Source organism: Bradyrhizobium sp. AUGA SZCCT0431 (genome assembly GCF_018131065.1).
Lineage (GTDB): Bacteria > Pseudomonadota > Alphaproteobacteria > Rhizobiales > Xanthobacteraceae > Bradyrhizobium.
Genome location: NZ_JAFCLR010000015.1, coordinates 21,510 through 47,224, shown reverse-complemented (window position 1 = coordinate 47,224; position 25,715 = coordinate 21,510). Strand labels below are relative to the sequence as shown.

The 25,715-nt window shown below is 62.9% G+C and carries 19 protein-coding genes; 5 read left to right on the top strand and 14 right to left on the bottom strand.

Annotation, left to right across the window (positions count from 1 at the left end; translation table 11 throughout):
• Window positions 1–8: 8 nt before the first annotated feature.
• Window positions 9–1,682 (bottom strand): bifunctional protein-serine/threonine kinase/phosphatase, encoded by a 1,674-nt coding sequence (locus JQ567_RS38870; protein ID WP_212439812.1) that lies wholly within the window; start codon window positions 1,680–1,682, stop codon window positions 9–11.
• A gap of 66 nt (window positions 1,683–1,748) precedes the next feature.
• Window positions 1,749–3,008, bottom strand: coding sequence for a NarK/NasA family nitrate transporter (locus JQ567_RS16510; protein ID WP_212439811.1), 1,260 nt, complete (start codon window positions 3,006–3,008; stop codon window positions 1,749–1,751).
• A 512-nt stretch (window positions 3,009–3,520) separates the two neighbouring features.
• Between JQ567_RS16510 and nirB the strand changes: the two genes are divergently transcribed.
• The 3 genes from nirB to JQ567_RS16495 are packed head-to-tail and all read left to right on the top strand — an operon-like array spanning window position 3,521 to window position 9,000.
• Window positions 3,521–5,980, top strand: coding sequence for a nitrite reductase large subunit NirB (gene nirB / locus JQ567_RS16505; protein ID WP_212439810.1), 2,460 nt, complete (start codon window positions 3,521–3,523; stop codon window positions 5,978–5,980).
• Window positions 5,981–5,991: 11 nt separating this feature from the next.
• The gene (gene nirD / locus JQ567_RS16500) at window positions 5,992–6,327 is read left to right on the top strand and encodes a nitrite reductase small subunit NirD (protein ID WP_192736978.1); all 336 of its coding nucleotides are present in this window, start codon (window positions 5,992–5,994) and stop codon (window positions 6,325–6,327) included.
• Window positions 6,328–6,339: 12 nt separating this feature from the next.
• Window positions 6,340–9,000: a nitrate reductase gene (locus JQ567_RS16495; protein WP_212439809.1), complete on the top strand. Its 2,661-nt coding sequence runs from the start codon at window positions 6,340–6,342 to the stop codon at window positions 8,998–9,000.
• Between the two features lie 18 nt (window positions 9,001–9,018).
• Here the strand turns inward: JQ567_RS16495 and JQ567_RS16490 are convergent, their stop codons facing one another.
• Window positions 9,019–10,197 (bottom strand): cupin domain-containing protein, encoded by a 1,179-nt coding sequence (locus JQ567_RS16490; protein ID WP_249165510.1) that lies wholly within the window; start codon window positions 10,195–10,197, stop codon window positions 9,019–9,021.
• Window positions 10,198–10,566: 369 nt separating this feature from the next.
• On the opposite strand from JQ567_RS16490, the gene JQ567_RS16485 reads away from it, so the two are divergent.
• On the top strand, window positions 10,567–11,826 hold the full coding sequence (locus tag JQ567_RS16485; RefSeq protein ID WP_212439808.1) for an adenylate/guanylate cyclase domain-containing protein: 1,260 nt from the start codon (window positions 10,567–10,569) through the stop codon (window positions 11,824–11,826).
• Window positions 11,827–11,914: 88 nt separating this feature from the next.
• On the opposite strand, the gene JQ567_RS16480 is transcribed toward JQ567_RS16485, so the two are convergent.
• From JQ567_RS16480 to JQ567_RS16435, 10 genes are all read right to left on the bottom strand, one after another.
• Window positions 11,915–12,886, bottom strand: coding sequence for an ABC transporter ATP-binding protein (locus JQ567_RS16480; RefSeq protein WP_212439807.1), 972 nt, complete (start codon window positions 12,884–12,886; stop codon window positions 11,915–11,917).
• The gene (locus JQ567_RS16475) at window positions 12,883–13,920 is read right to left on the bottom strand and encodes an ABC transporter ATP-binding protein (RefSeq protein WP_212439806.1); all 1,038 of its coding nucleotides are present in this window, start codon (window positions 13,918–13,920) and stop codon (window positions 12,883–12,885) included. Before JQ567_RS16475 ends, JQ567_RS16480 begins: the two co-directional genes overlap by 4 nt.
• Entirely contained in the window at window positions 13,920–14,861 is a 942-nt protein-coding gene (locus JQ567_RS16470; RefSeq protein WP_212267902.1) for an ABC transporter permease, read from the bottom strand. Before JQ567_RS16470 ends, JQ567_RS16475 begins: the two co-directional genes overlap by 1 nt.
• Window positions 14,827–15,786 carry an ABC transporter permease gene (locus JQ567_RS16465; RefSeq protein ID WP_192736985.1) on the bottom strand — a complete coding sequence of 320 codons (960 nt, stop codon included), beginning with the start codon at window positions 15,784–15,786 and terminating at the stop codon, window positions 14,827–14,829. Before JQ567_RS16465 ends, JQ567_RS16470 begins: the two co-directional genes overlap by 35 nt.
• A 49-nt stretch (window positions 15,787–15,835) precedes the next feature.
• Window positions 15,836–17,626 (bottom strand): peptide ABC transporter substrate-binding protein, encoded by a 1,791-nt coding sequence (locus JQ567_RS16460; protein ID WP_212439805.1) that lies wholly within the window; start codon window positions 17,624–17,626, stop codon window positions 15,836–15,838.
• 267 nt (window positions 17,627–17,893) lie between these two features.
• Window positions 17,894–18,838 carry a hypothetical protein gene (locus JQ567_RS16455; RefSeq protein WP_249165509.1) on the bottom strand — a complete coding sequence of 315 codons (945 nt, stop codon included), beginning with the start codon at window positions 18,836–18,838 and terminating at the stop codon, window positions 17,894–17,896.
• Window positions 18,839–19,141: 303 nt separating this feature from the next.
• The gene (locus tag JQ567_RS16450; protein ID WP_312017414.1) at window positions 19,142–20,098 is read right to left on the bottom strand and encodes a tripartite tricarboxylate transporter substrate binding protein; all 957 of its coding nucleotides are present in this window, start codon (window positions 20,096–20,098) and stop codon (window positions 19,142–19,144) included.
• A gap of 135 nt (window positions 20,099–20,233) precedes the next feature.
• A complete protein-coding gene (locus tag JQ567_RS16445) occupies window positions 20,234–21,082 on the bottom strand; it encodes a fumarylacetoacetate hydrolase family protein (RefSeq protein WP_212439803.1) in 849 nt (282 codons plus the stop codon).
• Between the two features lie 73 nt (window positions 21,083–21,155).
• A complete protein-coding gene (locus JQ567_RS16440; RefSeq protein WP_212439802.1) occupies window positions 21,156–22,742 on the bottom strand; it encodes a bifunctional 3-(3-hydroxy-phenyl)propionate/3-hydroxycinnamic acid hydroxylase in 1,587 nt (528 codons plus the stop codon).
• Window positions 22,743–22,785: 43 nt separating this feature from the next.
• Window positions 22,786–23,682 carry a VOC family protein gene (locus tag JQ567_RS16435; RefSeq protein WP_212439801.1) on the bottom strand — a complete coding sequence of 299 codons (897 nt, stop codon included), beginning with the start codon at window positions 23,680–23,682 and terminating at the stop codon, window positions 22,786–22,788.
• A 212-nt stretch (window positions 23,683–23,894) separates the two neighbouring features.
• Between JQ567_RS16435 and JQ567_RS16430 the strand changes: the two genes are divergently transcribed.
• Complete coding sequence (locus JQ567_RS16430) at window positions 23,895–24,623, top strand: GntR family transcriptional regulator (protein ID WP_312017413.1); 729 nt, start codon at window positions 23,895–23,897, stop codon at window positions 24,621–24,623.
• 73 nt (window positions 24,624–24,696) lie between these two features.
• Here the strand turns inward: JQ567_RS16430 and JQ567_RS16425 are convergent, their stop codons facing one another.
• Window positions 24,697–25,698 (bottom strand): 4-hydroxythreonine-4-phosphate dehydrogenase PdxA, encoded by a 1,002-nt coding sequence (locus JQ567_RS16425; protein WP_249165507.1) that lies wholly within the window; start codon window positions 25,696–25,698, stop codon window positions 24,697–24,699.
• Window positions 25,699–25,715 lie beyond the last annotated feature (17 nt).

Here is a 25,715-nt window from a genome sequence, read left to right as displayed (position 1 = left end):
GCTGAGCGTCAGCGCCACGCCAGGAGTATCGCGACCAGGATGACGAGGCCCGCCGACAATACTTTCCAGAACACCAGTGGGTTGCGCTCATAGAGCGCCCGCCGCTTCACGGCAGCGGGCTTGGCCCACATGGCGCCGTTTTCCAGTTCGTGGGCGAATTCGATGACGTCGCCGAAGCGTTGCGTGGGGTCGACGGCGAGCGCCTTGCCGATCACAGCATCGAGCCAGGCCGGCAGATCGGGACGGTAACGCGACAGCGAAACCGGCTTGCCGAAGCGTGGCCGCGAAAACGGTTCGATCTCGCCATAGGGGTAGGCGATGCTGAACATGCGGTAGACGGTCACGCCAAGCGCATAGAGATCGGAAAATTCGTCTCCCGCGCGGCCGCTGAACAGCTCGGGCGCCATGTAACTCGCGGTGCCCGGAATATCCTGCGCCGGGAAATCCTCGAGCAGCGGCACCCGGGCGACGCCGAGATCGACCAGCCGCAATCCGCCGGCCGCCAGCAGGATGACGTTGTCAGGCTTGATGTCGCGATGGATGATGCCGGCGCGATGCAAGGTCGCCACCGCACGTGCCAGCTTGGTCGCGATCCCGATGCCTTCGGTGAGCGAGAGCTGCGGCGAACGGTTCAGGCGCTGCTCGAGCGTTTCGCCCTCGTACAGCGGCATCACCGAATAGAGCCGCGTCTGACGGCCGGCGGGAACCTCGATGATCTCGCCGATCCACAGGCTTCTGACGCGGGCCGCCACCCATGCTTCGCGTACGAAGGCGAGTCGATATGAACCTTCGCTGGCAACGCGGGGGTGAGGAAATTTCAGCACCAGTTTGCGGTTCTGCCGCTTGTCGATGGCGACGAACAGCCGGCTATAGCGGCCGTCGGAAAGCACCTCCTGGAGCACGAAATCGTCGATGGTCTCGCCGGACGATGGCAGCTCCAGGATGGGAAGGGTTTCGATTGCGTGGGTAAGTTCGTTGCGGTCGGCCGGCGGCAGGTCGATGACGTCGAGCACCAACGCGGTCATGTTGTCGCTGCTGCCGGCGGCCAGCGCCGTGTCCACCAGCTTGCGCGCGGTTTCCTCAGGCGAAGCGCGCTCGTCGAGCAGTACCTGCAGGCGGCCGTCGTCGAGGACACCGTGAATACCGTCGCTGCAGATCAGCAGTCGATCGTGTTGCCGCAGGCCGACCGCGGTATAGTCGACGCGCGCGAAATCCTCGAAGCCGATGGCGCGGTTGAGCACGTGCGCGAGGTCGCCGCGGCCGGCGACGTGATCCTTGGTCAGCCGCTCGAGACGGCCTTCGCTCAAACGGTAGGCGCGCGTGTCGCCGATGTGGACGATATGGCAGGTGCGCCGCGACAGGATCATCGACGAGAACGCGCAGCTCATGCCGCTGAGCCGGGAATCGACGCGGCCCTGCGCATAAATCCAGCTGTTGGCGGCCTCCAGCGCCCGCGAGGCGATGCGCCGAACGCCCAGCGTTTCGGGAAGCGAATAGTAGGCGTCAAGAAAACAACGCACGGTCAGTTCGGCGGCTTCCCGTCCGCCCTTGTGGCCTCCGACGCCATCCGCCACCGCGGCAACGATGTCGCGGTTGAAGGCGCCGGTCTGGCCGAGGCAGGCCGCGACGTAGTCTTCGTTGGCCGCCCGCTTGCCGGTCTCGCTGACGAAACCGACGCGCACCTGAAGATTTCTCTGCGAACCGATCGTCACGTCAGAGACCTGCCGAGCTCTTGGAAGCGCGCGTCGTCAGACCCGCGCTCCCGATGCAGCGCCCCATGTCGTGCGCCACCGGACCTTGACCATGGCAAGTCCGATAAAGCCAAGCAATGCCAGCGCCCCGAAAAACAGGAATCCGGCCCCGAAGCCGCCGGTTGCGGCCTTGGCGGTGCCGAGCGCCTGGGCCAGGAAAAAGCCGCCGACGCCTCCGGCGCACCCGACCAGACCGGTCATCAGGCCGATGTCCTGACGGAAGCGGAGCGGGATGAGTTGAAACACCGCGCCGTTGCCCATGCCGAGCGCCAGCACGCCGACCGAGAACAGCAGCACCGACATCCACGCAATGCGCGGCATCTGCAGCAGCGACCAGCCCGCCGCGGTCGGCGCCGCCGGCCCCTCCGGCATGAAGGCGATGACGAGATAAGCGGCAACCACAACCGCGAACAGCACCGACAGCGAGCGGATGCCGCCGATGCGGTCGGCAATCAGCCCGCCGACCGGACGGAAGCCGGAGCCAAAGGCGACGATCAGCGAGACCAGCAGACCTGCCGCGACGCCCGAGACGTGATACTGCACGGTGAAATACAGCGGCAGCGCGTTGGCTAGTCCGACGAAGCCGCCGAAAGTGATGAAGTAGAAGAACATGAACCAGCGGCTATCAGGGTCGCGCAGCAGCGTGGCATAGGCCTTCAGCGAGATCGGCTTGCGCTCGCCCGGCGCATCCTTGGCTGCGAAGACGTAATATGCGAGCACCAGCACCATCGGAATCAGCAGGAAACCGAACACGGCCTGCCAGCCGAAATGCTCGGCGATCGTCGGTGCGAGCATCGTATCGATGACGACGCCCATATTGCCGGCGCCTGCGATGCCCATCACCACGCCCTGATATTGCGGCGGGTACCAGCGGCTCGCCTGTGGCAAAGCGACGGCAAAGGACGCGCCGCCAATGCCGAGCACCAGGCCGAAGATGGTGATCGCGAGCTTGCTGTCGAGCCCGTACCGCCATACCCACGCGGTCGCCGCGGTGACGATGAGCTGTGCGATAATGCCGGTTCGCTTGGCGCCGATGATATCGGCCAGGATGCCCATCGGGACGCGCAGCAGCGCGCCGGCCAGAACCGGGATGGCCACGAGCGTAAACTTCTCGCTGACCGCGAGGTTCATGTCGTGCGCGATGTAGACCATCAGCGGGCCGAGCGCGACCCAGGCCATGAAACTGATGTCGAAGTAAAGAAACGCGGCCAGCAGCGTCGGCCAATGGCCAGCCTTCTTGAACTCAGCAAACTTCATTGCGACAGCCTCGCGATCATGCGGCCGATAGCATGCGCGCAGGTGCGGCAGGTCTCGGCACGACAGATGGAATATGGGTGAAAGCGAGAGCCGTTCTCGTCATTGAGACGGGTCTCGATTGGCGCTAAGGGCAGCAATATCTGTGCCATTCGATTGCGGGCGGCACTTTGCCTTTAATCGCAACGCGTTGACCGCTATTCCGCCGCCAGGGAAGAAAACCCGATCTGCTGCACCGGGCAGCAAACCGCGCCACTCAAATGCGCAGGGTGGTGCTTTTTTGTGCGGTGCGCACAAGCGCCCGAATTCGCGGCAGTCGACAAACCCATTGATATCGCTCGCGGAATCGCCGCTGCCGAGTTGGCACGCGTTTTGTATCCAATGAAATATCGATCGTCATTGATGATGGTCAGCTGCCCGCGGATGGGCTCCTCAAAACTCCCAATCTCTATTCCACCGATCGACGACGCATGTCGCGTCGACGCGCGGTGTCGTCGGAATGCGAAAGGCAGATCATGCTCGAGAAAGTTAGCAGGCAGAAGCTGGTGGTGATCGGCAACGGCATGGCCGGCATCCGCACAGTGGAAACGCTGCTGGAGCGTGCGCCTGATCTCTACGACATCACGGTGTTCGGTTCCGAGCCTTACGGCAATTACAATCGTATCCTGCTGTCGCCGGTTCTCTCCGGCGAGAAGTCCGTCGACGACATCATGCTGAATACCGAGCAATGGTACGACGACAACGGCATCACGCTGCGCAAGGGCGAGACGATCGTGATGATCGACCGGCGCACCTGCGAAGTCGTCACCGCCACGGGCGCGCGCGTCGCTTATGATCGGCTGCTGATCGCGACCGGCTCCAACCCGATCATGTTGCCGCTTCCCGGCAAGGATCTTCCTGGCGTCATCGGCTTTCGGGATATCCAGGACGTCGAGCGCATGGTTGAAGCCTCGACGAGCCATCCGAACGCCGTCGTGATCGGTGGCGGCTTGCTCGGCCTCGAGGCCGCCAACGGGTTGATGAAGCGCGGCATGAACGTCACCGTCGTGCATCTGCTCGACTGCCTGATGGAACGCCAGCTCGATCCGGTTGCAAGCGGAATGTTGCGCAAGTCGCTGGAAGAGCGCGGCATGGTGTTCAAGATGCCGGCGCAGACGCAGGCGATCCTGGGCGAGGACCGCGTCACGGGCGTGCGCTTTGCCGATGGCGTGGAGCTTCCGGCCGACCTGGTCGTGATGGCCGTCGGTATCCGCCCGAACATCGAGCTCGCGCAGAAGGCGGGCATCCATTGCGAGCGTGGCATTGTCGTCTCCGACACGATGCAGACCTATGACGGGCGCATCTACGCGGTCGGCGAATGCGTGCAGCACCGTCGCCAGACCTACGGTCTGGTCGCGCCGCTGTTCGATCAGGCCAAGGTCTGCGCCAATCAGCTCGCCATGAAGGGCTTTGCCAGCTACTCGGGATCGGTGGTCTCGACCAAGCTGAAGGTGACGGGCATCGACCTGTTCTCCGCCGGCGATTTTGCGCCCGGCGCCGACAAGGAAGAAGTCGTGATGCAGGACGCCGCGCGCGGCGTCTACAAGCGGATCGTCCTGCGCGACAAGAAGATCGTCGGCGCCGTGCTTTACGGCGATACCGTTGACGGGCCCTGGTATTTCCAGCATCTGCGCGACGGCACCGACATCTCGCAGATGCGCGAGCGCCTGGTGTTCGGCGCGGCCAACCTCGGCGACGGCGGTCACGCTGGCCAGAATTCGGTCGCCGCCATGGGCGACGAGGCCGAGATTTGCGGATGCAACGGCGTCTGCAAGGGCACCATCGTCAAGGCGATCGCCGAAAAGAAGCTGTTCACGATCGATGACGTGCGCGCCCACACCAAGGCGTCATCATCATGCGGCTCATGTACCGGCCTCGTCGAGCAAGTGCTCGCGTTCACGCTCGGTGGCGACTATTCGACGGCGCCGAAGGTCAAGCCGATGTGCAAGTGCACCGATCACAGCCATGACGACGCGCGCCGCGTCATCGTCGAGCAGCAGTTGAAGACCATTCCCGATGTCATGAAGTTCATGGATTGGAAGACCGCCAACGGTTGCCACTCCTGCCGGCCGGCGCTGAACTATTATTTGCTCGCCACCTGGCCCGGCGAATATCGCGACGACCAGCAGTCGCGTTACATCAACGAACGCGTTCATGCCAACATCCAGAAGGACGGCACCTATTCGGTGGTGCCGCGGATGTGGGGCGGCGTGACCACGCCGAACGAATTGCGGGCCATTGCCGACGTCGCCGACAAGTTCAAGATTCCGACCGTCAAGGTCACCGGCGGCCAGCGCATCGATCTGCTCGGCGTCAAGAAGGAGGATCTGCCTGCGGTCTGGGCCGACCTCAACGACGCCGGCATGGTGTCGGGCCACGCCTATGCCAAGGGGCTGCGCACGGTGAAGACCTGCGTCGGCTCGGAATGGTGCCGGTTCGGCACCCAGGACTCGACCGGGCTCGGCATCAAGATCGAAAGATTCATGTGGGGGTCCTGGGCCCCGGCCAAGGTGAAGATGGCGGTGTCGGGTTGTCCGCGCAACTGCGCCGAATCGACCTGCAAGGATGTCGGCGTGATCTGCGTCGATTCCGGATACGAGATCCATTTCGCGGGCGCCGCCGGCCTTCACATCAAGGGAACCGAATTCCTCGCCAAGGTGGCGACCGAGGAGGAGACGCTGGAGTTGATCGCGGCACTGACGCAGCTTTATCGCGAGCAGGGCTGGTATCTCGAACGCATATACAAATGGTGCGATCGTGTCGGTCTCGATGCCATCCGCAAGCAGGTGGTCGATGATCTCACCAACCGCAAAGCGCTGTACGACCGCTTCGTGTATTCGCAGCAGTTCTCGCAAAGCGATCCTTGGGCGGAACGCGCCCAACGCGGTGTCGATCGCAACGAGTTTGCGCCGATGGCGGAGCTGGAACTCGCATGACCGGAATTCGTATGACAAGGTGGATTGAAATCGGAGCCCTGGACCAGATTCCGCGCCTCGGCGCCCGCGTGGTGCGCACGGCGTCGGGAAACATCGCGGTATTCCGGACCGAAGACGACGAGGTATTCGCGCTCGACGACCGTTGCCCGCACAAAGGCGGACCGTTGTCGCAAGGCATCGTGCACAACAAGCGCGTCACCTGTCCGCTGCACAATTTCGTCATCGAGCTTGCGAACGGCGAGGCGGTCGCTCCTGACGAGGGATGCGCGCACTCGTATCCGGCCAAGGTGGAGAACGGCACCGTGTGGCTGTCCGTTCGTGAGGCAGTCACCGCTTCCGCCGATTGAGGGTAACGACGCGTGCCAGTCAAGACGACATGTCCCTATTGCGGCGTCGGCTGCGGCGTCGTGGCCGACAGGGATCCGGCGGGGGCGGTCACGGTCCGGGGTGATCCGCTGCATCCGGCAAATTTCGGGCGGCTGTGCGCGAAAGGATCGGCGCTGGCTGAAACCGTCGATCTGGAAGGACGCCTGCTCGAGCCCATGGTCAACGGCCGCGCGGCGAGCTGGGATGCCGCGCTCGGCCATGTCGCCGAAGGATTCAGCAAGGCGATCCGGGAGCACGGGCCTGACGCGGTGGCGTTCTACGTCTCGGGCCAGCTTCTCACCGAGGACTACTACGTCGTCAACAAGCTGGCGAAGGGCTTTGTCGGCACCGCCAATATCGATACCAATTCGCGGCTGTGCATGGCCTCCAGCGTGGTGGGTCACAAGCGTGCCTTTGGCAGCGACACCGTTCCGGGTTGTTATGAAGATCTGGAACTGGCCGACCTGCTGGTCCTGGTCGGATCCAATGCGGCCTGGTGCCATCCCATCCTGCACCAGCGCATGCTGGCGGCGAAGGCGAAAAATCCCGCTTGCCGCATCGTCGTCATCGACCCGCGCCGCACGGCGACCTGCGAGGGCGCCGATCTGCATCTGCCGGTTCGTTCGGGCAGCGACTCCGTTTTGTTCAACGGATTGCTGGCGTATCTTGCGAAGAACAAGGCGGCCGATGGCGCGTTCGTCGGCGATTTCACCACCGGCGCCGAGGCGGCGCTGGCGCAAGTCGCCGGCCAGACCGTGGCGCACACGGCTGATGTCTGCGGGTTGACGGGCGGTGCAGTCGAGCAGTTTTTCAGCTGGTTCGCCAAGACCGAGCGCGTCGTCACGCTCTATTCCCAGGGCATCAACCAGTCGAGCAGCGGCGTCGACAAGGTCAATGCGATCATCAACTGCCATTTGCTGACCGGCCGGATCGGAAAGCCCGGCATGGGGCCGTTCTCGCTCACCGGCCAGCCCAATGCGATGGGCGGACGCGAAGTCGGCGGGCTGGCCAATCAACTCGCCGCCCATATGGAGATCGAGAATCCGCGCCATCGCGAACTCGTGCAGCGGTTCTGGCGCTCGCCCGTCATCGCGGGCAAGACCGGGCTCAAGGCGGTCGAGATGTTCGACGCGATGGCCGCCGGCCGCATCAAGGCGGTCTGGATCATGTCCACCAATCCGCTGGTCAGCCTGCCGGATGCTACGCGCGCTCGCGCCGCGCTGGATGCCTGCGATCTCGTCGTGGTGTCGGATTGCATGCGGAATACCGACACGACGCGTCACGGCCATGTGCTGCTGCCTGCGACGGCATGGGGCGAAAAGGACGGCACGGTCACCAATTCCGAGCGCCGCATCTCCCGGCAACGGCCGTTCTTGCCGGCGCCCGGCTCCGCGCGCCCGGATTGGCGGATCATCTGCGATGTCGCCCGACGCATGGGATTTTCGGGCTTCGACTATACGAGCGTGGCCGAGATATTTCGGGAGCACGCCAGCCTCTCCGGCTTTGAGAATAATGGCGTGCGGGATTTCGATCTCTCCGCCTTGAGCACGCTCGATGATCGCGCTTACGAGACGCTGGCCCCGGTACAATGGCCGGTGACGCGGGATTATCCGACCGGCACGCCGCGGCTGTTCGAGACCGGAGGCTTCTTCACCCCCGATCGCAAGGCGCGCTTTATTCCGGTTGTACCGCGCCCGCCCAAGAACCCGACCAGCCGCGAGCATCCCCTGATTCTCAACACCGGCCGAATTCGCGATCAGTGGCACACCATGACGCGGACCGGGAAATCGCCGCGACTGATGATGCACATGTTCGAACCCTGTGCGGAATTCCACCCCGAGGATGCGCGCAAGGCGGGGCTCGACGACGGCGCGCTCGCACGGCTGTCCAGTCCCTGGGGCCAGATGGTGGCGCGCGTGACCGTCACCGCCGAACAGCGGCGCGGCTGCGTGTTCGTGCCGATGCACTGGAATGGCGAGTATGCCGGCGACGGCCTGATCAACGCGCTGGTCAATCCCGCGACCGACCCGATATCCGGACAGCCGGAATCCAAGCATACGCCCGTGAAGGCTGAGCCCTATCTGCCGAAATGGCATGCCTTCATTCTAAGCCGTTACGAGATCGAGCGCCCGGAGAAGGGGTACTGGGTTTCCGGCCGCACGGGCATGTGCTGGCGCATGGAGCTGGCGATCGAGGAACGGCCGGCGAGCTGGCGCGACTGGGCGCGCGCGCAGCTCCGCGCCGAGCAGGCGGACATCGAATGGATCGCCTATCGCGATCCGAGCATCGGCCGGTATCGTTATGCGAGCATTCGCGACGGGCGGTTGGAGGGATGCATCTTCATCGCCTCGGACCACAAGCTGGTGTCGCGTTCATGGCTGACCAATTTGTTCGCGGAAAACTCGCTCTCGCCAAAGGCGCGGATGTCGCTGCTCACAGGGCAGCCGCTGGAAGCCGGCGAAGATATCGGGCCGATCGTCTGCTCGTGCTTCGGTATCGGCCAACGGCAAATCTCCGCCGAAATCAACAAAGGCGCGAGAAATGTCGAAGCCATCGGCCAGCGCCTGAAAGCCGGCACCAATTGCGGGGCATGCAAGCCGGAGATCGGCAAGCTGCTCAATGGCGCGCCTGTGCCAAAACCCCTGCCGGCGTGAGTTTTTCCGATTCCCGGCCTATTTGCCGGGTCCATCCTTGCCCGTGACGAACACGTCGCGATGGGGAAACTTCCCGAACAGTTCAGGCGGCTGGCTGAAATTGGTGGCGAGCACGTCGGCCGGGTTGGCCGCGATCCATTGCGACAGGTCGATGGTCTCGTAGATACCGGAATTGAAGCCGATCAGGATGCGCGCGGGCTTGTCGCCGACATTTTCAATGGAGTGCCCGTAGCCTTGCGGGATATAGCCGACGTCGCCCTGCTGCAGCTGCTCGATCCTTGTGCGCCCGTGCGAGCCGAACAAGGTCACGCTGACGGTGCCGTCCAGCACGTACTGCCACTCGTCGGCATTCGGATGCCAGTGCAGCGTCCGCAACGCACCGGGATCGAGATCGAGCACGACGCCGGTGATGGTTTTCGCAATCGGGAAGCGGCTTGAGTCGACGCGCCATTCGCGGCCGCCCTGAAAGGTGCCGTGGGGCGGCTGCGCCAGCAGGCGGTATTTGTGCGTTTGCGGCGGCAGCATCCAGCCCTGCAGCGGCACTGAAGGCGCCGCGGGTGGCGGCTTGCCGCGGGCAAAGTACACTTCGTCTTTGGGGAAATTGTCGAACGCCGATTCCGGCACGCCAAAGTTCTTCGCCAGCAGCGCTTTCGGGATGTGCCCGATCCAGTCGGTGATGCTGAAGGTACCGAACTCGGAAAAATAACCGTTGTCGAAGATCAGAATGAAACGGCAAGGCTTGTCGCCAAGACACTGCAGCATGTGGCCGTGACCGCGGGGAAAGTACCAGACGTCGCCCGGTTCGAAATCGTTGGTCTCGGCAAAGCCGTTGGGATCGACGACGGTGGTGCGAACGCGCCCCTCGAACACGAACGCCCATTCGGCCGCGGTGGCGTGCCAGTGCATCTCGCGCATCGCGCCGGGCTCGAGCCGCATCGAAACCCCGGCAATTCCCTTGGAGATCGGCAGCTGCGTGACGGTGGCTTCCTTGCCGTAGCTGTTGCCGATCACCTTGCCGCCCGATTTCTCCAGCGCGAACTTGAACGTCGGCAGGTCCTTTCCCGACAGCGTGGGATCGGGGACATTGTTCATGAAGCTGGGATCGCCGGCGACCGCCACTTGCGATCCGGCCAGCGTTGCCATCGAGGCGATGGCGGCGGCGGCAGCGAGAAACTCCCGGCGTTGCGGATCGGACATGTTGGTCTCCCTGGTGGGGCGAAAATCCTCCGGCGGGCGGCGTGCCGCCTCTCGTGCCGGCACGGGCTCGCGATCTCACGGGATCATGCTGGCAGCCTGGCATCACGTCCAGCCTGTGCAGGTCCTCTCGCGGCGCAACCTGGAGCCCGCGAATGACGCTGTCGGCCACGCATAGTCCTGCTGCGCTCTTCCCATCGCTCGTCTTCCAGTCGTCAGTGTGCTAATTTGAGCGAACAGGGATAGCTCCAGGAGCTTTCTGACCGGTAGCCGCATGTTCGTCTTTGGCGACAGAGAGATGCGATGATGGCTATGTGACGGCTCTTGTATCGCGACCAGACTTGAAGAGGCGGCTAAGGCGAAGGGCTTGTCATGAACCAGACGATTCCAGCCAATGAGCCCGGACGCCTTGTCGCGCTGACAACCTACGCAATCCTCGACACGCTTCCGGAAGCCGGGTTCGACGAAATCACCGAACTGGCGGCGCAGATCTGCGGCTGCCCCGCCGCCCTGGTCAGCTTCGTCGACGCCTCGCGGCAATGGATCAAGGCGAAGTATGGTCCACTTCCGGCAGAGCTTTCGGAATGCCCGCGGGAAATTTCGATTTGCACGGCCACGATCTGCAACAACGACGTCCTCTACATTCCCGACCTGATAAAGGATCAAAGATTCAATACCAGCCCGCTGGTGACGGGCGATATGCACATTCGCTTCTATTGCGGCGTTCCACTCATCACGCAGGATGGCTATGCGCTGGGCACCTTGTGCGTGATCGCCTTTGAGCCGCGGGAACTTACCTTCGAGCAGCAGGAGGCGCTCAGACGACTGGCGCACCAGACAATGGTTCACCTCGAATTGCGCCGGCAATTGCTCGTGCGCAACGAGATGCTGCGTGAGTTGGAGCGTGCGCGCGACCAGGCCATTGCCGGGCAAGCCGAATCGGACAAACTGCTCCTGAACATCCTGCCATCATCCATCGCAGCCGAGCTCAAGGCAAATGACCGCGTTCAGCCGCGCTTCTTCGATTCTGCGACGGTGATCCTGATCGATTTCACCGGCTTCACCCGACTGGTCGAAACCATGGAGCCGGCGAGCGTCATTGATCAGCTCGACCAGCACTTCACCGTGTTCGACGACATCATGGCCAATCATCGCCTCGAAAAACTCAAGACGATCGGAGATGCCTATCTCGTCGTTGGCGGCGTGCCCGAGCCCAATCGCTCGCACGCCATCGATGCCGCGTTGGCAGCGCTGCAGGTCATCGATCATTTGGCCAGGATCAATCGGCAACGCGAGAAGCTGCACCTGCCGGCGTGGCAGGTGAGGATTGGAATCAATACCGGACCGGTCATCGCCGGCGTCGTCGGGAAACACAAATTCACCTACGATATCTGGGGGAATACCGTGAATATTACCCAGCGCGTCGAAGCCGCCGGCGTTCCGGGGCGCATCAGCATCGCCGCATCGACGTGGCAGCACATCAAGACGCGATTCGAGACCGACGCCCGTGGCGCCGTTGAAGTGAAGCACCAGGGTTTGGTGAATATGTACTACCTCAACCGCATCAGACCCGAATTTTCCGCTGATCCAGCCGGGATAATGCCAAACGAGCGGTTCTGGAAACAGGAATGAGCGTGCGCTTTACGCCGCCGCCCGATGTCCGGGAGGGGTGCCATCGCCGGATCATCTCGATGGAACCGCGCGCCGTGCAGACTTGCCTTCAGCGGAAATGGCAGGCGACCCAGTGGCCGTCGGCGCTTTGCTTGAGCGGCGGCGCCTCGCTCTTGCACAACGGAAACTGCGCGATCGGGCATCTGGTGTGAAAGTGACAGCCGGTCGGCGGCGAAATCGGGTTCGGCACTTCGCCCGACAGCCGGACGCGCTGCCGCTTCACTTTCGGATCCGGTATCGGCACCGCCGACAGCAGCGCTTCGGTGTAGGGGTGCCGCGGCGAGGCATAGAGCTCGTGGGCCGACGCCATCTCGACAATGCGCCCGAGATACATCACCGCGATACGCTTGGAGATATGCTCGACGACCGCAAGATCATGGGCGATGAAGAGATAGGCGAGCCCGAATTTTTCCTGCAAATCTTCAAGCAGGTTGATGACCTGGGCCTGGATCGAGACATCCAGCGCCGATACCGGCTCGTCGCAGATGATCAGCTTGGGCTCGACCGCAAGCGCCCGCGCGATGCCAATGCGCTGGCGCTGGCCGCCGGAGAATTCGTTCGGATAGCGCCCCATATGGTCCGCGCGCAGGCCGACGGTTTCCAGCAAATCCACCACGCGCTCTTCGAACTGCTGTTTGGTTTTGGTCAATTGGTGAATGATCAGCGCTTCGCCGACGATCGCGCCCACATTCATGCGCGGATTAAGCGACGCATAGGGGTCCTGAAAGATGATCTGGATGTCGCGGCGCAGGATGCGAAGGTCGTCGGCCTTGAGCGACCGGACATCCTTGCCGTCGAAATGGATTTCGCCCGAACTCGGTTCGATCAGGCGAAGCACGCAGCGGCCGGTGGTCGACTTGCCGCAGCCGGATTCGCCGACCAGGCCCAGCGTTTCACCGCGATCGACGTGAAAATCGACGCCGTCGACCGCATGAACGCTGGCGGTGTGACCGCTGAACAGCCCGCCCTTGAGCGGAAACTCCTTGGTCAGTTTGGCTACCTTGAGCAGCGGCTCGCTCATTGAACCACCGTCGTTTCAGCGTGGATGCAGGCCACCTTGTGGCCGGGTTCGAGCTCGCGCAAGGCAGGCTGCGCGCGCACGCATTCATCGGTGGCAAAACCGCAGCGCGGCGCGAAGCGGCAGCCGCCCGGCGGGTTGATCAGCTTCGGCACCGTGCCGGCGATGGTCTGCAGCCGGGCCTTGCGGCCACCGCCCCTGTCGACGCGCGGGATCGAGCGGATCAGGCCCTGCGTATAGGGATGGCGCGGGTTGGCAAACAGCTGCTCGACCGCGGCTTCCTCCACCACCTTGCCCGCATACATCACCACCACGCGCTGGGCGACTTCGGCGACGACGCCCATGGCGTGGGTGATCAGCATGATCGACATGCCAAGGCGCGATTTCATGTCCTGCAGCAGATCGAGGATCTGCGCCTGGATCGTGACGTCGAGCGCCGTGGTCGGCTCGTCCGCGATCAGCAGTTTTGGATGGCACGACAGCGCCATCGCGATCATCACGCGCTGCCGCATGCCGCCGGAAAACTGGTGCGGGTAGTCGTTGACGCGGCGCGCCGGGTTCGGGATCTGGACCAGCGCCAGCATGTCGATGGTCCGCTCCAGCACGGCGCGGCGTCCGAGACCCTCATGCAGGGCGATCACTTCGCCGATCTGGTCGCCGATGGTGTAGACCGGATTGAGCGAGGTCATCGGCTCCTGGAACACGATGGCGATTTCCTTGGCGCGAATCTGGTTCATCTCGTCCGCCGCCATCGGCACCAGATCGCGGCCCTGCCACAGGATCTGCCCGCCGGCGATCCGCCCGGGCGGCATTGCGATCAGCTTGAGCACGGAAAGCGCCGTGACCGTCTTGCCGCAACCGGACTCGCCGACCACGCAGACCGTCTCCCCGCGCCGGACGGCAATATCGACGCCGTCGACCGCCTGCACGATGCCGTCATCGGTCGCAAAATGCGTCTTCAAGCCCCTGATGTCGAGCATGGGCGCTTCGTCGGTCGGTGCTGCAGCCACGTTCGCGGTATCCTCCGGACGCAACATTACATGACTCTCCGGGGGTCGAGCGCGTCGCGCAATCCGTCGCCGATGAAATTGATGGTGAGCACGGTCAGGAAAATCGCGGCCCCCGCGAACAGCGCCCAGTGCGGTGCGATGTCGAGATAATCCTTGGCGTCGAACAGCAGCCGCCCCCAGGTCGGGATGTCAGGCGGAAAGCCGAGGCCGAGAAACGACAGCGTCGATTCCGCGATGATTGCCGCCGCGACGTCGATGGTGCCCGCCACGATGACAGGCCCGAGCGAGTTCGGCAGGATGTGCCTGATCACCAGCCGCGGCGTGGTGGCGCCGAGCGCGCGCGCCGCTTCGACGAATTCCTTTTCGCGCAGCGACAAAAACTGCGCGCGCACCAGCCGCGCCACCGGCATCCAGCGAAACGCACCGATCACGAGCACGATCAGGATGAAGACGCCGCCCTCGGGGCCGACCCAGTTCTTGAGAAAATCCCGGAACAGATAGATCACCAATAGCAGCAGCGGCAGTTGCGGCAACGCCAGGAACAGATCGGTGATCCACATCAGCGCAGCATCAACGCTGCCGCGGGAGATGCCCGAGATCGCCCCGATCAGCACGCCGACGATGATGGCGACCGCCATCGCCGCGAACCCGACCGCCAGCGAAATGCGTCCGCCATACAGCATGCGCGCCAGCAGGTCCTGGCCGAGATCGTCGGTGCCGAACGGGTGATCCCAGGACGGGTGAGCGAGCCGCGCGGTGAAATCGATTTCGTTGATCGGTATCCGCCAGATCAGCGGGCCGAACAGAACGGCCGCGGTCAGCAACGTCAAAATGCCGATGCTCGCCACCGCCATGCGATGGCGGCGAAATTTTCGCCACACCTCATAGCCGGGCGAAATGTGGCGCGGGCGTCCCTCGAGCGGAACGACGACGTCAGCGATAGGAGATGCGTGGGTCGAGCCAGCCATAGATGATATCGGCCAATAGGTTGAAGACGACGACGAGACAGGCGAACACGAAGGTCACCGCCATGATGACCGGCGTGTCGTTGGCGAGGATGGCGCTGATCAGCAGTGAACCAATGCCGGGGATGCGGAAGATCTGTTCGGTAACGATGGCGCCGCCGAACACCGCCGGCATTTGCAGCGCGACCAGCGTCACCACGGGAATCAAGGCGTTGCGCACCACGTGCTTGATGACGACCTTGCCTTCATTGAGGCCCTTCGAGCGGGCCGTCGTGACATAGTCGAGCCGGATCACATCGAGCACCGCCGAGCGGACGTAGCGGGTATAGGAGGCGGCCTGAAACAGGCCGAGCACCGAGATCGGCATGATCGCCTGCTTGAAATATTCCCAGTGCCAGAGCCAGCCGGTGGCCGGGATGTCGACCCGGTAGACGAACGGCAGCCAGCCAAGATTGATGCTGAAGATCAGGATCAGCAGCAGCCCGGTGAAGAAAGTCGGCAGCGAGAAGCCGATGAAGGCAAAGGTGTTGGCGATCTGGTCGAAGATCGAATAGGGCCGCATCGCCGCATAGACGCCGACCGGCAGCGCCACCGCCAGTGCCAGGATCTGCGACGAGCCGACCACGAACAGCGTGGTGGGCACCCGCTGCAGGATCAACTGGTCGACGTTGATGCGGCTGGCGAACGAAAAGCCCCAGTCGCCCTGCAGCATCGCGGCGAGCCAGCGCAAATAGCGGATGAAAATCGGATCGTCGATCCCGAACTTCACCCGCAGCGCCTCCCGGACTTCGGGCGGCACATTGGAGTTGGTGGCAAGTTCGCCGAACGGGTCGCCCGGCGCCAGCGCCAGCAGCACAAAGAGTATGAGGCTGATGCCGAGCAGGCTGGGCAGGGCGATGATCAGGCGCCGGAGGATGTATTTTCCCATGGTCGTCCTGCCACCGCCCGTTCAGATCTTGCGCATCGCAAAGCTCACCTCAGGTCTCGCGGTACCAGTTCGCGATCTGCCAAAGATCGTTGTCCCAGCCGCTGAGTGGCACCGCCAGATTGCCGGCGACGGCCGAGACTTTCGGCCGGCGGAGCAGGGGTTGGATGTAGTTGTCTGTCACGACGAGGTCGTTGAGCTTGATGAACATCGCGGCCCGCTTCACGGCATCGAGTTCCTGCTCGGCCTGCTTGTAAACCTCGTCATACTCCTTGTTCTGCCAGCGCGAGACGTTGCGGCCTTGCCACTTGTTTTCCTTGTTCGCCGCCCGCCACGACAGATACTGGTTCATGAAGAACCCGGGGTCGGGCTGCGTCATGGTGGTGTTGTACATCTGCGCATCGCAATAGAAATGCGTGTAGGTGTCGGGATTGGCGGCGTCGGAGGAGAAAAACACCGATGCCACCACCGACTTCAGCTCGACGTCGATGCCCGCCTTCTGGCACGCCTGCTTGACGATGGCCTGCGTTTTCTGGCGGGGCGCGTTGATCGATGTCTGGTAGACGAACCGCAGCGGCTTGCCGTCCTTGGCGCGAATGCCGTCGGCGCCCTTTTTCCAGCCGGCGGCCTCCAGGATCGCGTTGGCTTTCTCGATGTTGAACTCGAATTTGGTGTTTTTCGAGCGGACCTTCGCCGGAGCGTTGAGGAAGTTTGCGGTGGCGCTCGCCGTCCGGCCGTAGATGAACTTCTCGATCGAGGCGCGATCGATCAGGAGGTTGATGGCCTGGCGCACCGCCGGGTCACTGAACAGCGGATGCTTGGTCTTGACGCTGGCGCGCTCGCCATCGACCTCCGCCGCCGGATCGGTCGAGTTGAGCATGATGAATTCGATATTGCCGGTCTCGACGATGCTGACCTTGCCCTTGCCGGCGCCTTCCAGCTTGGTCAGGATTTCATCTTCCACCTGCATGTTCCAGGCATAGTCATATTCCCCGGTCTGCAGCACCGCGCGTGCGGCCGACACCGCATCGCCGCCGCCCTTGATTTCGATCGTATCGAAATACGGGCGGTTGGGCATGTGGTAGTTCGGATTGAGCTTGCCGCGGACGATGTCGCCCGGCTTGAAATCGACGAAAACGTAAGGACCGGTACCCACCGGCTTGAGGTTGGCCGGCGCGTCGCGCGACTTGCCGCCGATGTAATCGGCAAACAGATGTTTCGGGATGATCATGCCGTAGGTGCCGACAAAGGCATCGGCCCAGAACGGCGTCGGCTTTGAAAACGTCACGCGAACGGTGAAATCGTCGACCTTTTCGACCTTGGCGTCCTTGTAGCTGGCGATCGAGACCGCGGCGGTCTCGGGATTTCGCGCATATTCCCAGTTGAACACGACGTCGTCAGCCGTGAACGGCATGCCGTCATGCCATTTGACGCCCCGTTTCAGCTTCCAGACCACCGAGAGGCCGTCCTCGGTGAGGCCGTTGTTTTCCTTGCTCGGAATTTCGGCGGCCAGCACCGGGACCAGATTGCCCTCCTGGTCCCATCCGGCCAGCGGCTCGTAAAAGACGCGGGAGCCGTCCTGGTCCTTGGTGCCGACGGCGAAATGCGGGTTGAGCAGGGTGACCGCCTGCCAGTACAGGATTTTCAAAAGCCCGCCGCCGCCGGCCTTGGTCGGCTTGTAGGGGATCGCGGTCTGGGCCATCGCCACCCCGGATTGGGCCAGCATCATGCCGGCCATCGGTGCCGTCAGGCCGACGGCGATCATCTGCTGGACAAAGGACCGCCGCGACAAGCGTCCGGTCTTGACGTCTGCAATGAGATCTCGAAGTTCCCGTTCTTGCATCGGATTGACTCCTCGGCTGGTGCTGAATGCCTGACTTGCGCCCCCTGGCACCCCCGCCGCCGCGGGGGCTTGGACCCAAATGATTGGATCGCCAAGGAAATGGAGCAGGTTAGTACCAGCCTGTCAAAGCAGGAACCGGGCCACGCTTCGCCAAAACCGTCTTAACCAAAAGTCCGGCTTGACCCGGCTGACCAAGCGACCGGTTCGCCAAGAGACCGGCTATCCGCTGCAGCCACGCTAGTTCGTTGGGAAAAGCGGCGCCCGCGCCTAATCGCGATGGCGCACCATGACCGGCTCAAGCCCGGCGACAACCGCCGGCGCCTGCGACGAAATGCTCGCGACCGGCGCCGGGGTACGATAGCGCGGCAGTTGATCCCCAAGCGAATAGAACACGCACAGCGCCAGGCTCGACCAGACCGCCAGGCTGAAATACAGCGACATCCAGGCAATCTCTTCCTTCCACTCGGCAATATCGTGCGTCACGATCCAGCGCGTGCGCACGTCGCGCAGACCCTCGAGCGGGTGCAGCAGCGGATTGGCGTCGGCGACATCGGCCCGCCACCGGTTCAGATACATCGGGACGTCGACGGTCATCAGAAACGCCAGATAGAACGCGATCCCGACGATCGTGACGATCAGGATCGCGCGCACCGCGCCGTCGAACTCCGGCAGCAGGCGGCAGAGACCGACGCCGATGATGAAGAAGACGACGGCCCAGATCGAATTCTCGATGGCGTTGTTCAGATATTTGGTGGTCAGCACCGCGTGCCATGAGTAGCACTCCGCGATCACGATCAGCGGCACGATCACCCAGGCGGCGTTCACGGTGGTGTCCGCGCCCGTCATGGTGCCGAGCTGGTGCAGGATAACAGCCCATTGTGCCGCGAAGGCAATCTCGGCCACGGTCGCGACCGAGCGGCCGACGAACACGCTCGACAGCCAGGTGTCGAACAGGCAGATCCGTTGTACGTCGGCGCGCGGCAGGATCGAGCGGAAGGCGCAGCCGAACACATAGGCCGCGCTGAGCGCGAGCATCAGCTCGACGCCTGCCGTGCTGGCGGGACTTCCAATCGGCTGTCCGTGAAGCTGCCGGTACAGCACGAACCAAACCGCGATATTGGCGCCGCTGACCAGCGTCAGCATGCCCCACCACCGGATCACCGGGTTAGACCAGGCCAGGGAGGCTGGTTGCGCACGCCATTCCAAGCTCATTTACCGCTCCGCATTTAATCGAACTGACATCTGATTGTTTTACTTCTGTCATGAATCGCCGCGAATCACGACAAAAATATGCGTGGGTCGGAGTCTTGCGGGGTGATGGCGAGCGCGTCGGCGTTCAGCGCTTGCGTGAAACGCTGCTGTCATAAAACTGTCATCAAATATTTTGGTCGCGATCAAATTTGTCGCGGGTATTCGTCAACCGAATACGGCAGAAGCGTACTTACCAATAATGAATTGGGTGAGCGCTTTGCAGGCGCTCACCCAGCCAGCCGCCCGATGAGCATCGGTTGTTTGCTATTCAGGTTGGATACCGAGTTCCTGAATGACCTTGCCTGCGGACGCATGCTCGGCATCGAGAAACCGTTTCGCGCCTGCAGGCGTCACCGCGTCGCCAATGCCTACATCAAACCCGAGGGCGGGGGCGCGCTCCTGCACCTCCGGGGACTTTAATGCGCCCGCAATCTCGGAACTGAGCTTCTGGATGATGTCGGCGGGCGTGCCGGCCGGCGCCATCAACATGAACCAGCCTTGCAGGTCCACGCTCTTTAACGTTTCCGCGATCGCCGGCACGTCCGGCAACGAACCGATACGCTTGCTGCCCGCAACGGCAACAGGTCGAAGCGTGCCCGCCGCGATGAAGGATTCTGCAATCGATGCGGCTTGTATAGTCACCTGGACGCGTCCCGTCATGCTGTCCTGCACCGCGTTCGTGGTCGTATTGTAGGGGACCAGAACGAAGCCGGTCCCGGCCTGCTTGTTGATGGATTGTGCGATCAGGCCCGAGAGGTTGCGCGGGCCGTCGACCGCCATGCTCAGGGATCCCGGTGCCGACTTTTCCAGCGCAATCAATTCCGCGAGCGTCTTGGCCTTGACCTCGGGGTTGACGAGAAGGACGTGGTTGCTTCGGGCCACCACGGCGACCGGCACAAAATCCTTAATCGGATCGTAGGGAAGCTTCTTGAACGTATAGGGGTTGGTGACAAGCGCGGCCGAAGTGGCAAACAGGAAGGTGTATCCATCCGGGGCGGCGCGGGCGACGGCCTGCGTGCCAACGAGGTTCGCTGCGCCTGGACGGTTCTCGACGACGAACTGCTGTCCGAGCGCGCGCGAGAGTTTGTCGGCGATCAGGCGGCACAGCACATCCGGGCTGTTGCCCGCCGCCTGCGGCACCACGACCGATACCGGCCTTTGCGGCCATGATTGTGCGTACACCGGACCCGAGAGGCAAAGCGCAATGCCGGTCAACAGCACGCGGCGGGATAGTTTTGACATGGTGATCCTCCCTGAAATATTCGCCTGCGATTTCTGATCGCTTGAGGCGGCGTTCTCTCGGACAATTGGATGGTTCGCAGGCGTCCCGAGGAACGTCGGCGCGGGCTACCCGCTTCAAATCTCGTCGGCGACGCCATTGCGCAGCACGCCAAGGCGATCGATTTCGACCTCGACGGTATCGCCCGGCTTCAGCCAGAGCGGCGGGGTTCGCTTGGCGCCAACACCGCCGGGCGTCCCCGTTGCGATCACATCGCCCGGTTCGAGACGCGTAAAGGACGAGCAGTATTCGATTTGCCGCGGAATATCGAAAATCATCTGATCGATGGTCGCATCCTGGACGATCTGACCATTGACGCGCGTCTGCAGCCGCAGCGGCGCGACGTCGCCGAGTTCGTCCGGCGTCATCATCCAGGGACCGAAAGCGCCGGTCTCCGGAAAATTCTTGCCGGGCGTGAACTGATGCGTATGGCGTTGAAAATCGCGCACGCTGCCTTCGTTGTAGCAGGCATAGCCGGCGATGTGGTTCCACGCGTCAGAACGCGCGATATGGCGTCCGGGCTTTCCGATGATGATCGCAAGTTCGCCTTCGAAGTCGAGATCGTGTGAGAGTTTTGGCCGGATGATGTTGGCGAGGTGCCCGGTCTGGCTGTTGGCAAACCGGCCGAACACGGTGGGGTTCTCGACTTCGGCGCGTCCGGTTTCCTTGCGGTGCATCTCGTAGTTCAGGCCGATGCAGAGAATCTTATCGGGATTTGGAATGACCGGCAGCCAGCTGATCTCAGCCGTGGGGTAACGCTTCGCCGTGCGGATGGCGTCGCGCACAGCGGGCAATGCGTCGGCGGCGATCGCCGATTTGAGATCGGGATAGCGATCCCTGAGGAGCGCGCCGACGTCAATCGCTTCCTCGCCCTCGATCACGCCCCAGGTGCGGCTGTTGCCGATCGTAAAACTTGCCAATTTCATTGTGATGTCCTTGCTTTGGAAACCGCGTAACGGTGATGAGTGTTTGTGCCTTCAAGCTGCAATCCCTGATGGATCATTGAAGACGTCCCGCAAGCTCTGACAGCATCCTGCCGAGCGCGCTTTCGTCGTTGGCGACGCCGAAGACGTAGTGGTCCGGCCGGACGATCGCGGCCCGGCAGCCATGGCGGTCGAACCAGGCGGCGAGAACGCCATCTTCTTCAGCGACGGCGTCATGCCCGGCTTGATCTGCCGCGTCCCCAGAACAGATTCGGATCAGTCGCATGCCAAGCCCGGTCAGATGCGCCCGCACATCAGCGGTCAGATCCGGCGCGTTTCGCTGGTCCAGCACAAGCCGCCATCCAGTTCCTGCGGCGCTGTCGAGCAGGCGCCGCCCTTCTGCCGTTCTGATCCAGGGCTGCGGAAACAGCGTGCCGTGCGCCGGCTGCAGCGGGAACGCGAGAAGGCCTTTCTGGAGCGGCGGGACAATCTCCTGGCGGGTGAAGGTGCGGGGGAGACCGCCGCCTTCGGCAAGAATGCTGATATCGCGCGCCTCGGCCGCGACGGGGTCGCGCTCGCAAATCACGTGCCCGATCGCCTTGATCCGGGTGGTGAGTTGGCGAACATGCTCGCTTCGCTCCTCGCCATAGGTGTCGAGCAGCGTGGGGCCGGATTGCCGTTTCAGAACGCGATCGAGCTTCCAGACGAGATTTCCGACGTCGCGAATGCCCTGGCACATGCCCTGGCCGATGAAGGGGGGCTGCTGATGGGCGGCATCGCCGGCCAGGAATATGCGGCCCCGCCGCCACTCCTCCGCAACGAGCGCATGAAACCGGTAGCTCGCCGCACGCCACAGCGTGGCGTCATCAGGCCCGATCCATCGGCTGAGCAGCCGCCAGACTTGCGCCGGCGCTTCCATCTCACGGGGATCTTCGCCCGGCAGCAGCATGATCTCGAAACGGCGATGATTGCCGGGGCCGACGATGAAGGACGTCGGCCGGGACGGATCGCAGAATTGCGCCGCCGTCTCCGGCAGCTTGCCGAGTGCGGCATCGTTGACCCTTAGGTCGACGACAAGCCAGGGCTCGTCGAACACCAGGTCCTCGAACGTGATGCCAAGCGCTTGCCGTGTTCCGCTCGAGGCGCCGTCGCAAGCGATCATATAGTGGGCGGTGACCGAACGCGTCGCTCCCTTGTCGTCGCGCAGTTGCAGCGTCACACGGTCAGGCGATTGATCGAAACCTGTGAGCTCTGTTCCCAGTTCGACGTCGACACTGTCATAGGCCGCGGCGTGCGCGCGCAGCGCCGCCTCGACCGGCGGCTGCGTGAACACCATGCTGGGGGTGTATCCGAGCGGATAGGGTTCGGGCACCATATCGATCCGGCGTATCAGCTGGCCCTTGGCGCCGAAATGCTGCGAGGCAGGAAACGGTGCGATGTAGGGCAGCACGCGCTCTGCGGCGCCGAGGTTATCGAGCAGGCGAAGGATCTCATGATCGATCGCGATCGCGCGCGGCTTGTCGTAGACGTCGCGCTGGCGGTCGATCGCAAGGGTTCGGATATTCCTGTCCCCGAGCAGGCTGGCCGCGATGGCTCCCGACGGGCCATGACCGACCACGACAACGCTGTAATCGCTCCTAGGTTGCTCCGATGAAAGCGTCACTCAGGACTCCAGTCGAGATTCCAAGGCGAAGCGGATCGCGCGGTTAAGCATCGGCGTAGGGCACGGCCGTCTGAGCCGCCTTGACGTGATCGGCCTTGGGAGGGGCGATGCCCCAGTGGTCTGTCCTGCCTGACGGCCAGACCCATTCCGACGGCCCGCGCACCACATAATTGTCGTCGATCTGCAGAACTTCGGCGGTGTATTCGATGACGATCCCGACCGGATCGATGAAATACGCGAAGACGTTGTCGCCCGGGCCGTGGCGGCCGACGCCCCAGGCGATTGGAAATCCGGCGTCGATCATGCGGCCCGAACCCCGCATGACTGCTTCCAGGTTCGGCATCATGAAGGCGACGTGATTGAGGCCGTTCACGGCGGCATCGGCGATGACGATCGCATGGTGGTCGTCATTGCAGCGGACGAACGCCATGGCTTTGGTGCGATCCGTCAGGCGAAAGCCAAGCGCCCGCTGATAGAACGCGGCCGAGCCGTCGACATCTGCAGCGTTCAGATTGACGTGAGCCAATCTCGTCGGCCGGCTTTCGGGTGGCAGAGATGCGGCGTGCCGCATGTCCCCGTAAACAAAGCGCAGCACGCCGCCGCCGGGTGCTCGAATGGCCATGACCGTCCCGCCATCGGGACCGGGATTTTGGACGGGGCCATGGAGCAGCGTCGCGCCCTGCTGCTGTGATGCCGCAGCGATAGAGTCGAACTCCCCATCGGAATCGAGTCGGAAGGTGACAGCCCTGAGCGCAGGGCGATCGCCCTGCCGCAAGGTGACCACATGATGATCGGTGCCGCTGGCCCGCAGATACGTGACACCCTCGTGGCGCGTCACCAGGTCAAGCCCCCAGACGGACGTATAGAAATGCTCCGATCGGCCGATCTCAGGCGTTTCGAGCTCGACGCTGCGCAATGCCGTGACGGGAAAATGGGTCATTCCGTAGCGTGCTCCCAAATCCGGGAAACGTTGAGCGTTGTCGCAAGCAGCGTGGCTTTCGGTCCCGCTGGTCGTTTCCTCAGTTCTCGGAGACTCCTAACCTATAGAAAATGTACTTGGCAACCATAATTTATATATTCCTTACAAATACGAGAAAGCGTATATAATAAGGAATCGGTCACCGGGTTGAGGACCGAAAGGAGAATTTGGGCGTGGTCACCACATCAGCGCTTCGCTTGGCGTCAGGTACGGCATCCTCCACGCAAGCGAGCACGGTCTATGACCGGCTGAGGGAAGACCTGCTTTCGGGGAGGCTCGAGCCGGGCCGCAAGTTGCAGATGCGTTTCCTGACCGAGACGTATCAGACCAGCCAGACGCCTTTGCGCGAGGCGCTCAATCGCCTGACGGCCGATGGCCTGGTCGAATGCCGCGAACAGCGCGGGTTTTACGTCGCCGACATCAGCCGCAACGAATTGATTGAACTGACCAAGACCCGGTGCTGGGTCGAAAGCCTTGCGCTGCGGGAATCCATGGCGGCCTCGACGCCGCAATGGGAAGAGCTGCTGCTGCTCGCGGAGCATCGTCTCGCCAGGACGCCTCGTTCGCTCAACACCGAACATTTCGAAGACAATCCGGAGTGGGAAAGACTGCATCGCGTCTTCCACAGGACCCTGATCGGAAATTGTGGATCTCAGTCACTGATCGCGTTTTGCGGACAACTTGCCGACCAGCTGTACCGGTATCGGCGCTTGTCGATCCAAAGGGCCTTTCCATCGAGGCACGTGAGCGACGAACACCAGGCGATCATGGCGGCGGTATTGAGCAAGGAGGCGGACGATGCCGTGGCCCTGCTGACGGCACATTACAAGCAAACGGCTGACGTCATTCTGCAGGATCAGCAGATATTTCGGGAATTGCAGAACGACGGCGAACGCGCATAGGCCGCGCGTCGTGACCAGACGCTAACCGCTGGCGCGAGGCTTCTCCCACACGGCTTCGTTGCGCAACGCCGCTTCAAGCCTGCAGCTTTCTTTGCGCCATTTCCACCGCAAGCAGGATCGCCGCATGGGCGGCTCCGATCCCTGCGATTCCCTTCCCGGCGATGTCGTAGGCCGTCCCGTGGGCCGGCGTACAGATCGGAAACGGAAAGCCGCCTAATAGAGTCACGCCACGATCGAACCCCATCAGCTTCATCGCGATCTGGCCCTGGTCATGATACATCGTCAGCACCGCATCGAACGCGCCGCCTTTGGCGCGGAGGAACACGGTATCTGCGGGAAACGGGCCTTCGGTCGCGATCCCTTCAGCGCGGGCCTCTTCTACCGCGGGGCCGATCGCGTCGATCTCTTCCCGCCCGAAATTCCCGCCATCGCCGGCATGGGGGTTGAGACCGGCAACCGCGATGCGCGGACGCTTGAACCCCGCGGTTCGCATCGAGGCATCCGTTAGCCGCAGCGCACGCAGGACGCGTTCCCTGGTGATATGCGAAGCGACCTCCGCAAGCGGGATATGCGATGTGACGCGTGCGTTCCAAAGCCCATCCAGCACGTTGAATTCGCTTGCCGGGCCGTCTAATCCGACCACGTCGGCCGAAAAGCTGATCTCGTCGTCATAGACGGGATGTGCAAGTCGCATGGCGTTCTTGTTGAAGGGCGTAAAGCAAACGGCGTCGGCCCGGCCGTCGCGTGCCATCGTCAGCGCTTGACGATAATTCGTCAGCGCAAACCGGCCGCCTTCGGCTGTCGCGGTGCTTCGCGCGACCGATGCCGGATCGAGATGGCCGAGATCGATGAAAACCGGGGCCCGCTCTTCCTTCGAGAGATCGGCGTCGGGCGATGCGGATATCAGGTCAAGCTTTACCGCGGCAACGCGCGCGCCGTCATCGAGGACGCGGCGGTCGCCGATGACGACGATCCGGGCCCTGGCGACGACGTCGTCGAGAGCGAGGAGCCGGGCCGTCAGTTCCGGGCTGATGCCGGCGGGGTCGCCCATCGCAAGCGCTATGATTGGTCTCATCAGGATCTCCGGGGCCT

Coding starts and splice junctions, on each gene's coding strand:
- JQ567_RS16455 (WP_249165509.1), bottom strand. CDS start 18,838: ATGAGCTTGGAATGGCGTGCGCAACCAGCCTCCCTGGCCTGGTCTAAC.
- JQ567_RS16485 (WP_212439808.1), top strand. CDS start 10,567: ATGAACCAGACGATTCCAGCCAATGAGCCCGGACGCCTTGTCGCGCTG.
- JQ567_RS16465 (WP_192736985.1), bottom strand. CDS start 15,786: ATGGGAAAATACATCCTCCGGCGCCTGATCATCGCCCTGCCCAGCCTG.
- nirB (WP_212439810.1), top strand. CDS start 3,521: ATGCTCGAGAAAGTTAGCAGGCAGAAGCTGGTGGTGATCGGCAACGGC.
- nirD (WP_192736978.1), top strand. CDS start 5,992: ATGACAAGGTGGATTGAAATCGGAGCCCTGGACCAGATTCCGCGCCTC.
- JQ567_RS16445 (WP_212439803.1), bottom strand. CDS start 21,082: ATGAAATTGGCAAGTTTTACGATCGGCAACAGCCGCACCTGGGGCGTG.
- JQ567_RS16460 (WP_212439805.1), bottom strand. CDS start 17,626: ATGCAAGAACGGGAACTTCGAGATCTCATTGCAGACGTCAAGACCGGA.
- JQ567_RS16475 (WP_212439806.1), bottom strand. CDS start 13,920: ATGTTGCGTCCGGAGGATACCGCGAACGTGGCTGCAGCACCGACCGAC.
- JQ567_RS16480 (WP_212439807.1), bottom strand. CDS start 12,886: ATGAGCGAGCCGCTGCTCAAGGTAGCCAAACTGACCAAGGAGTTTCCG.
- JQ567_RS16490 (WP_249165510.1), bottom strand. CDS start 10,197: ATGTCCGATCCGCAACGCCGGGAGTTTCTCGCTGCCGCCGCCGCCATC.
- JQ567_RS16510 (WP_212439811.1), bottom strand. CDS start 3,008: ATGAAGTTTGCTGAGTTCAAGAAGGCTGGCCATTGGCCGACGCTGCTG.
- JQ567_RS16470 (WP_212267902.1), bottom strand. CDS start 14,861: ATGGCTGGCTCGACCCACGCATCTCCTATCGCTGACGTCGTCGTTCCG.
- JQ567_RS16435 (WP_212439801.1), bottom strand. CDS start 23,682: ATGACCCATTTTCCCGTCACGGCATTGCGCAGCGTCGAGCTCGAAACG.
- JQ567_RS16425 (WP_249165507.1), bottom strand. CDS start 25,698: ATGAGACCAATCATAGCGCTTGCGATGGGCGACCCCGCCGGCATCAGC.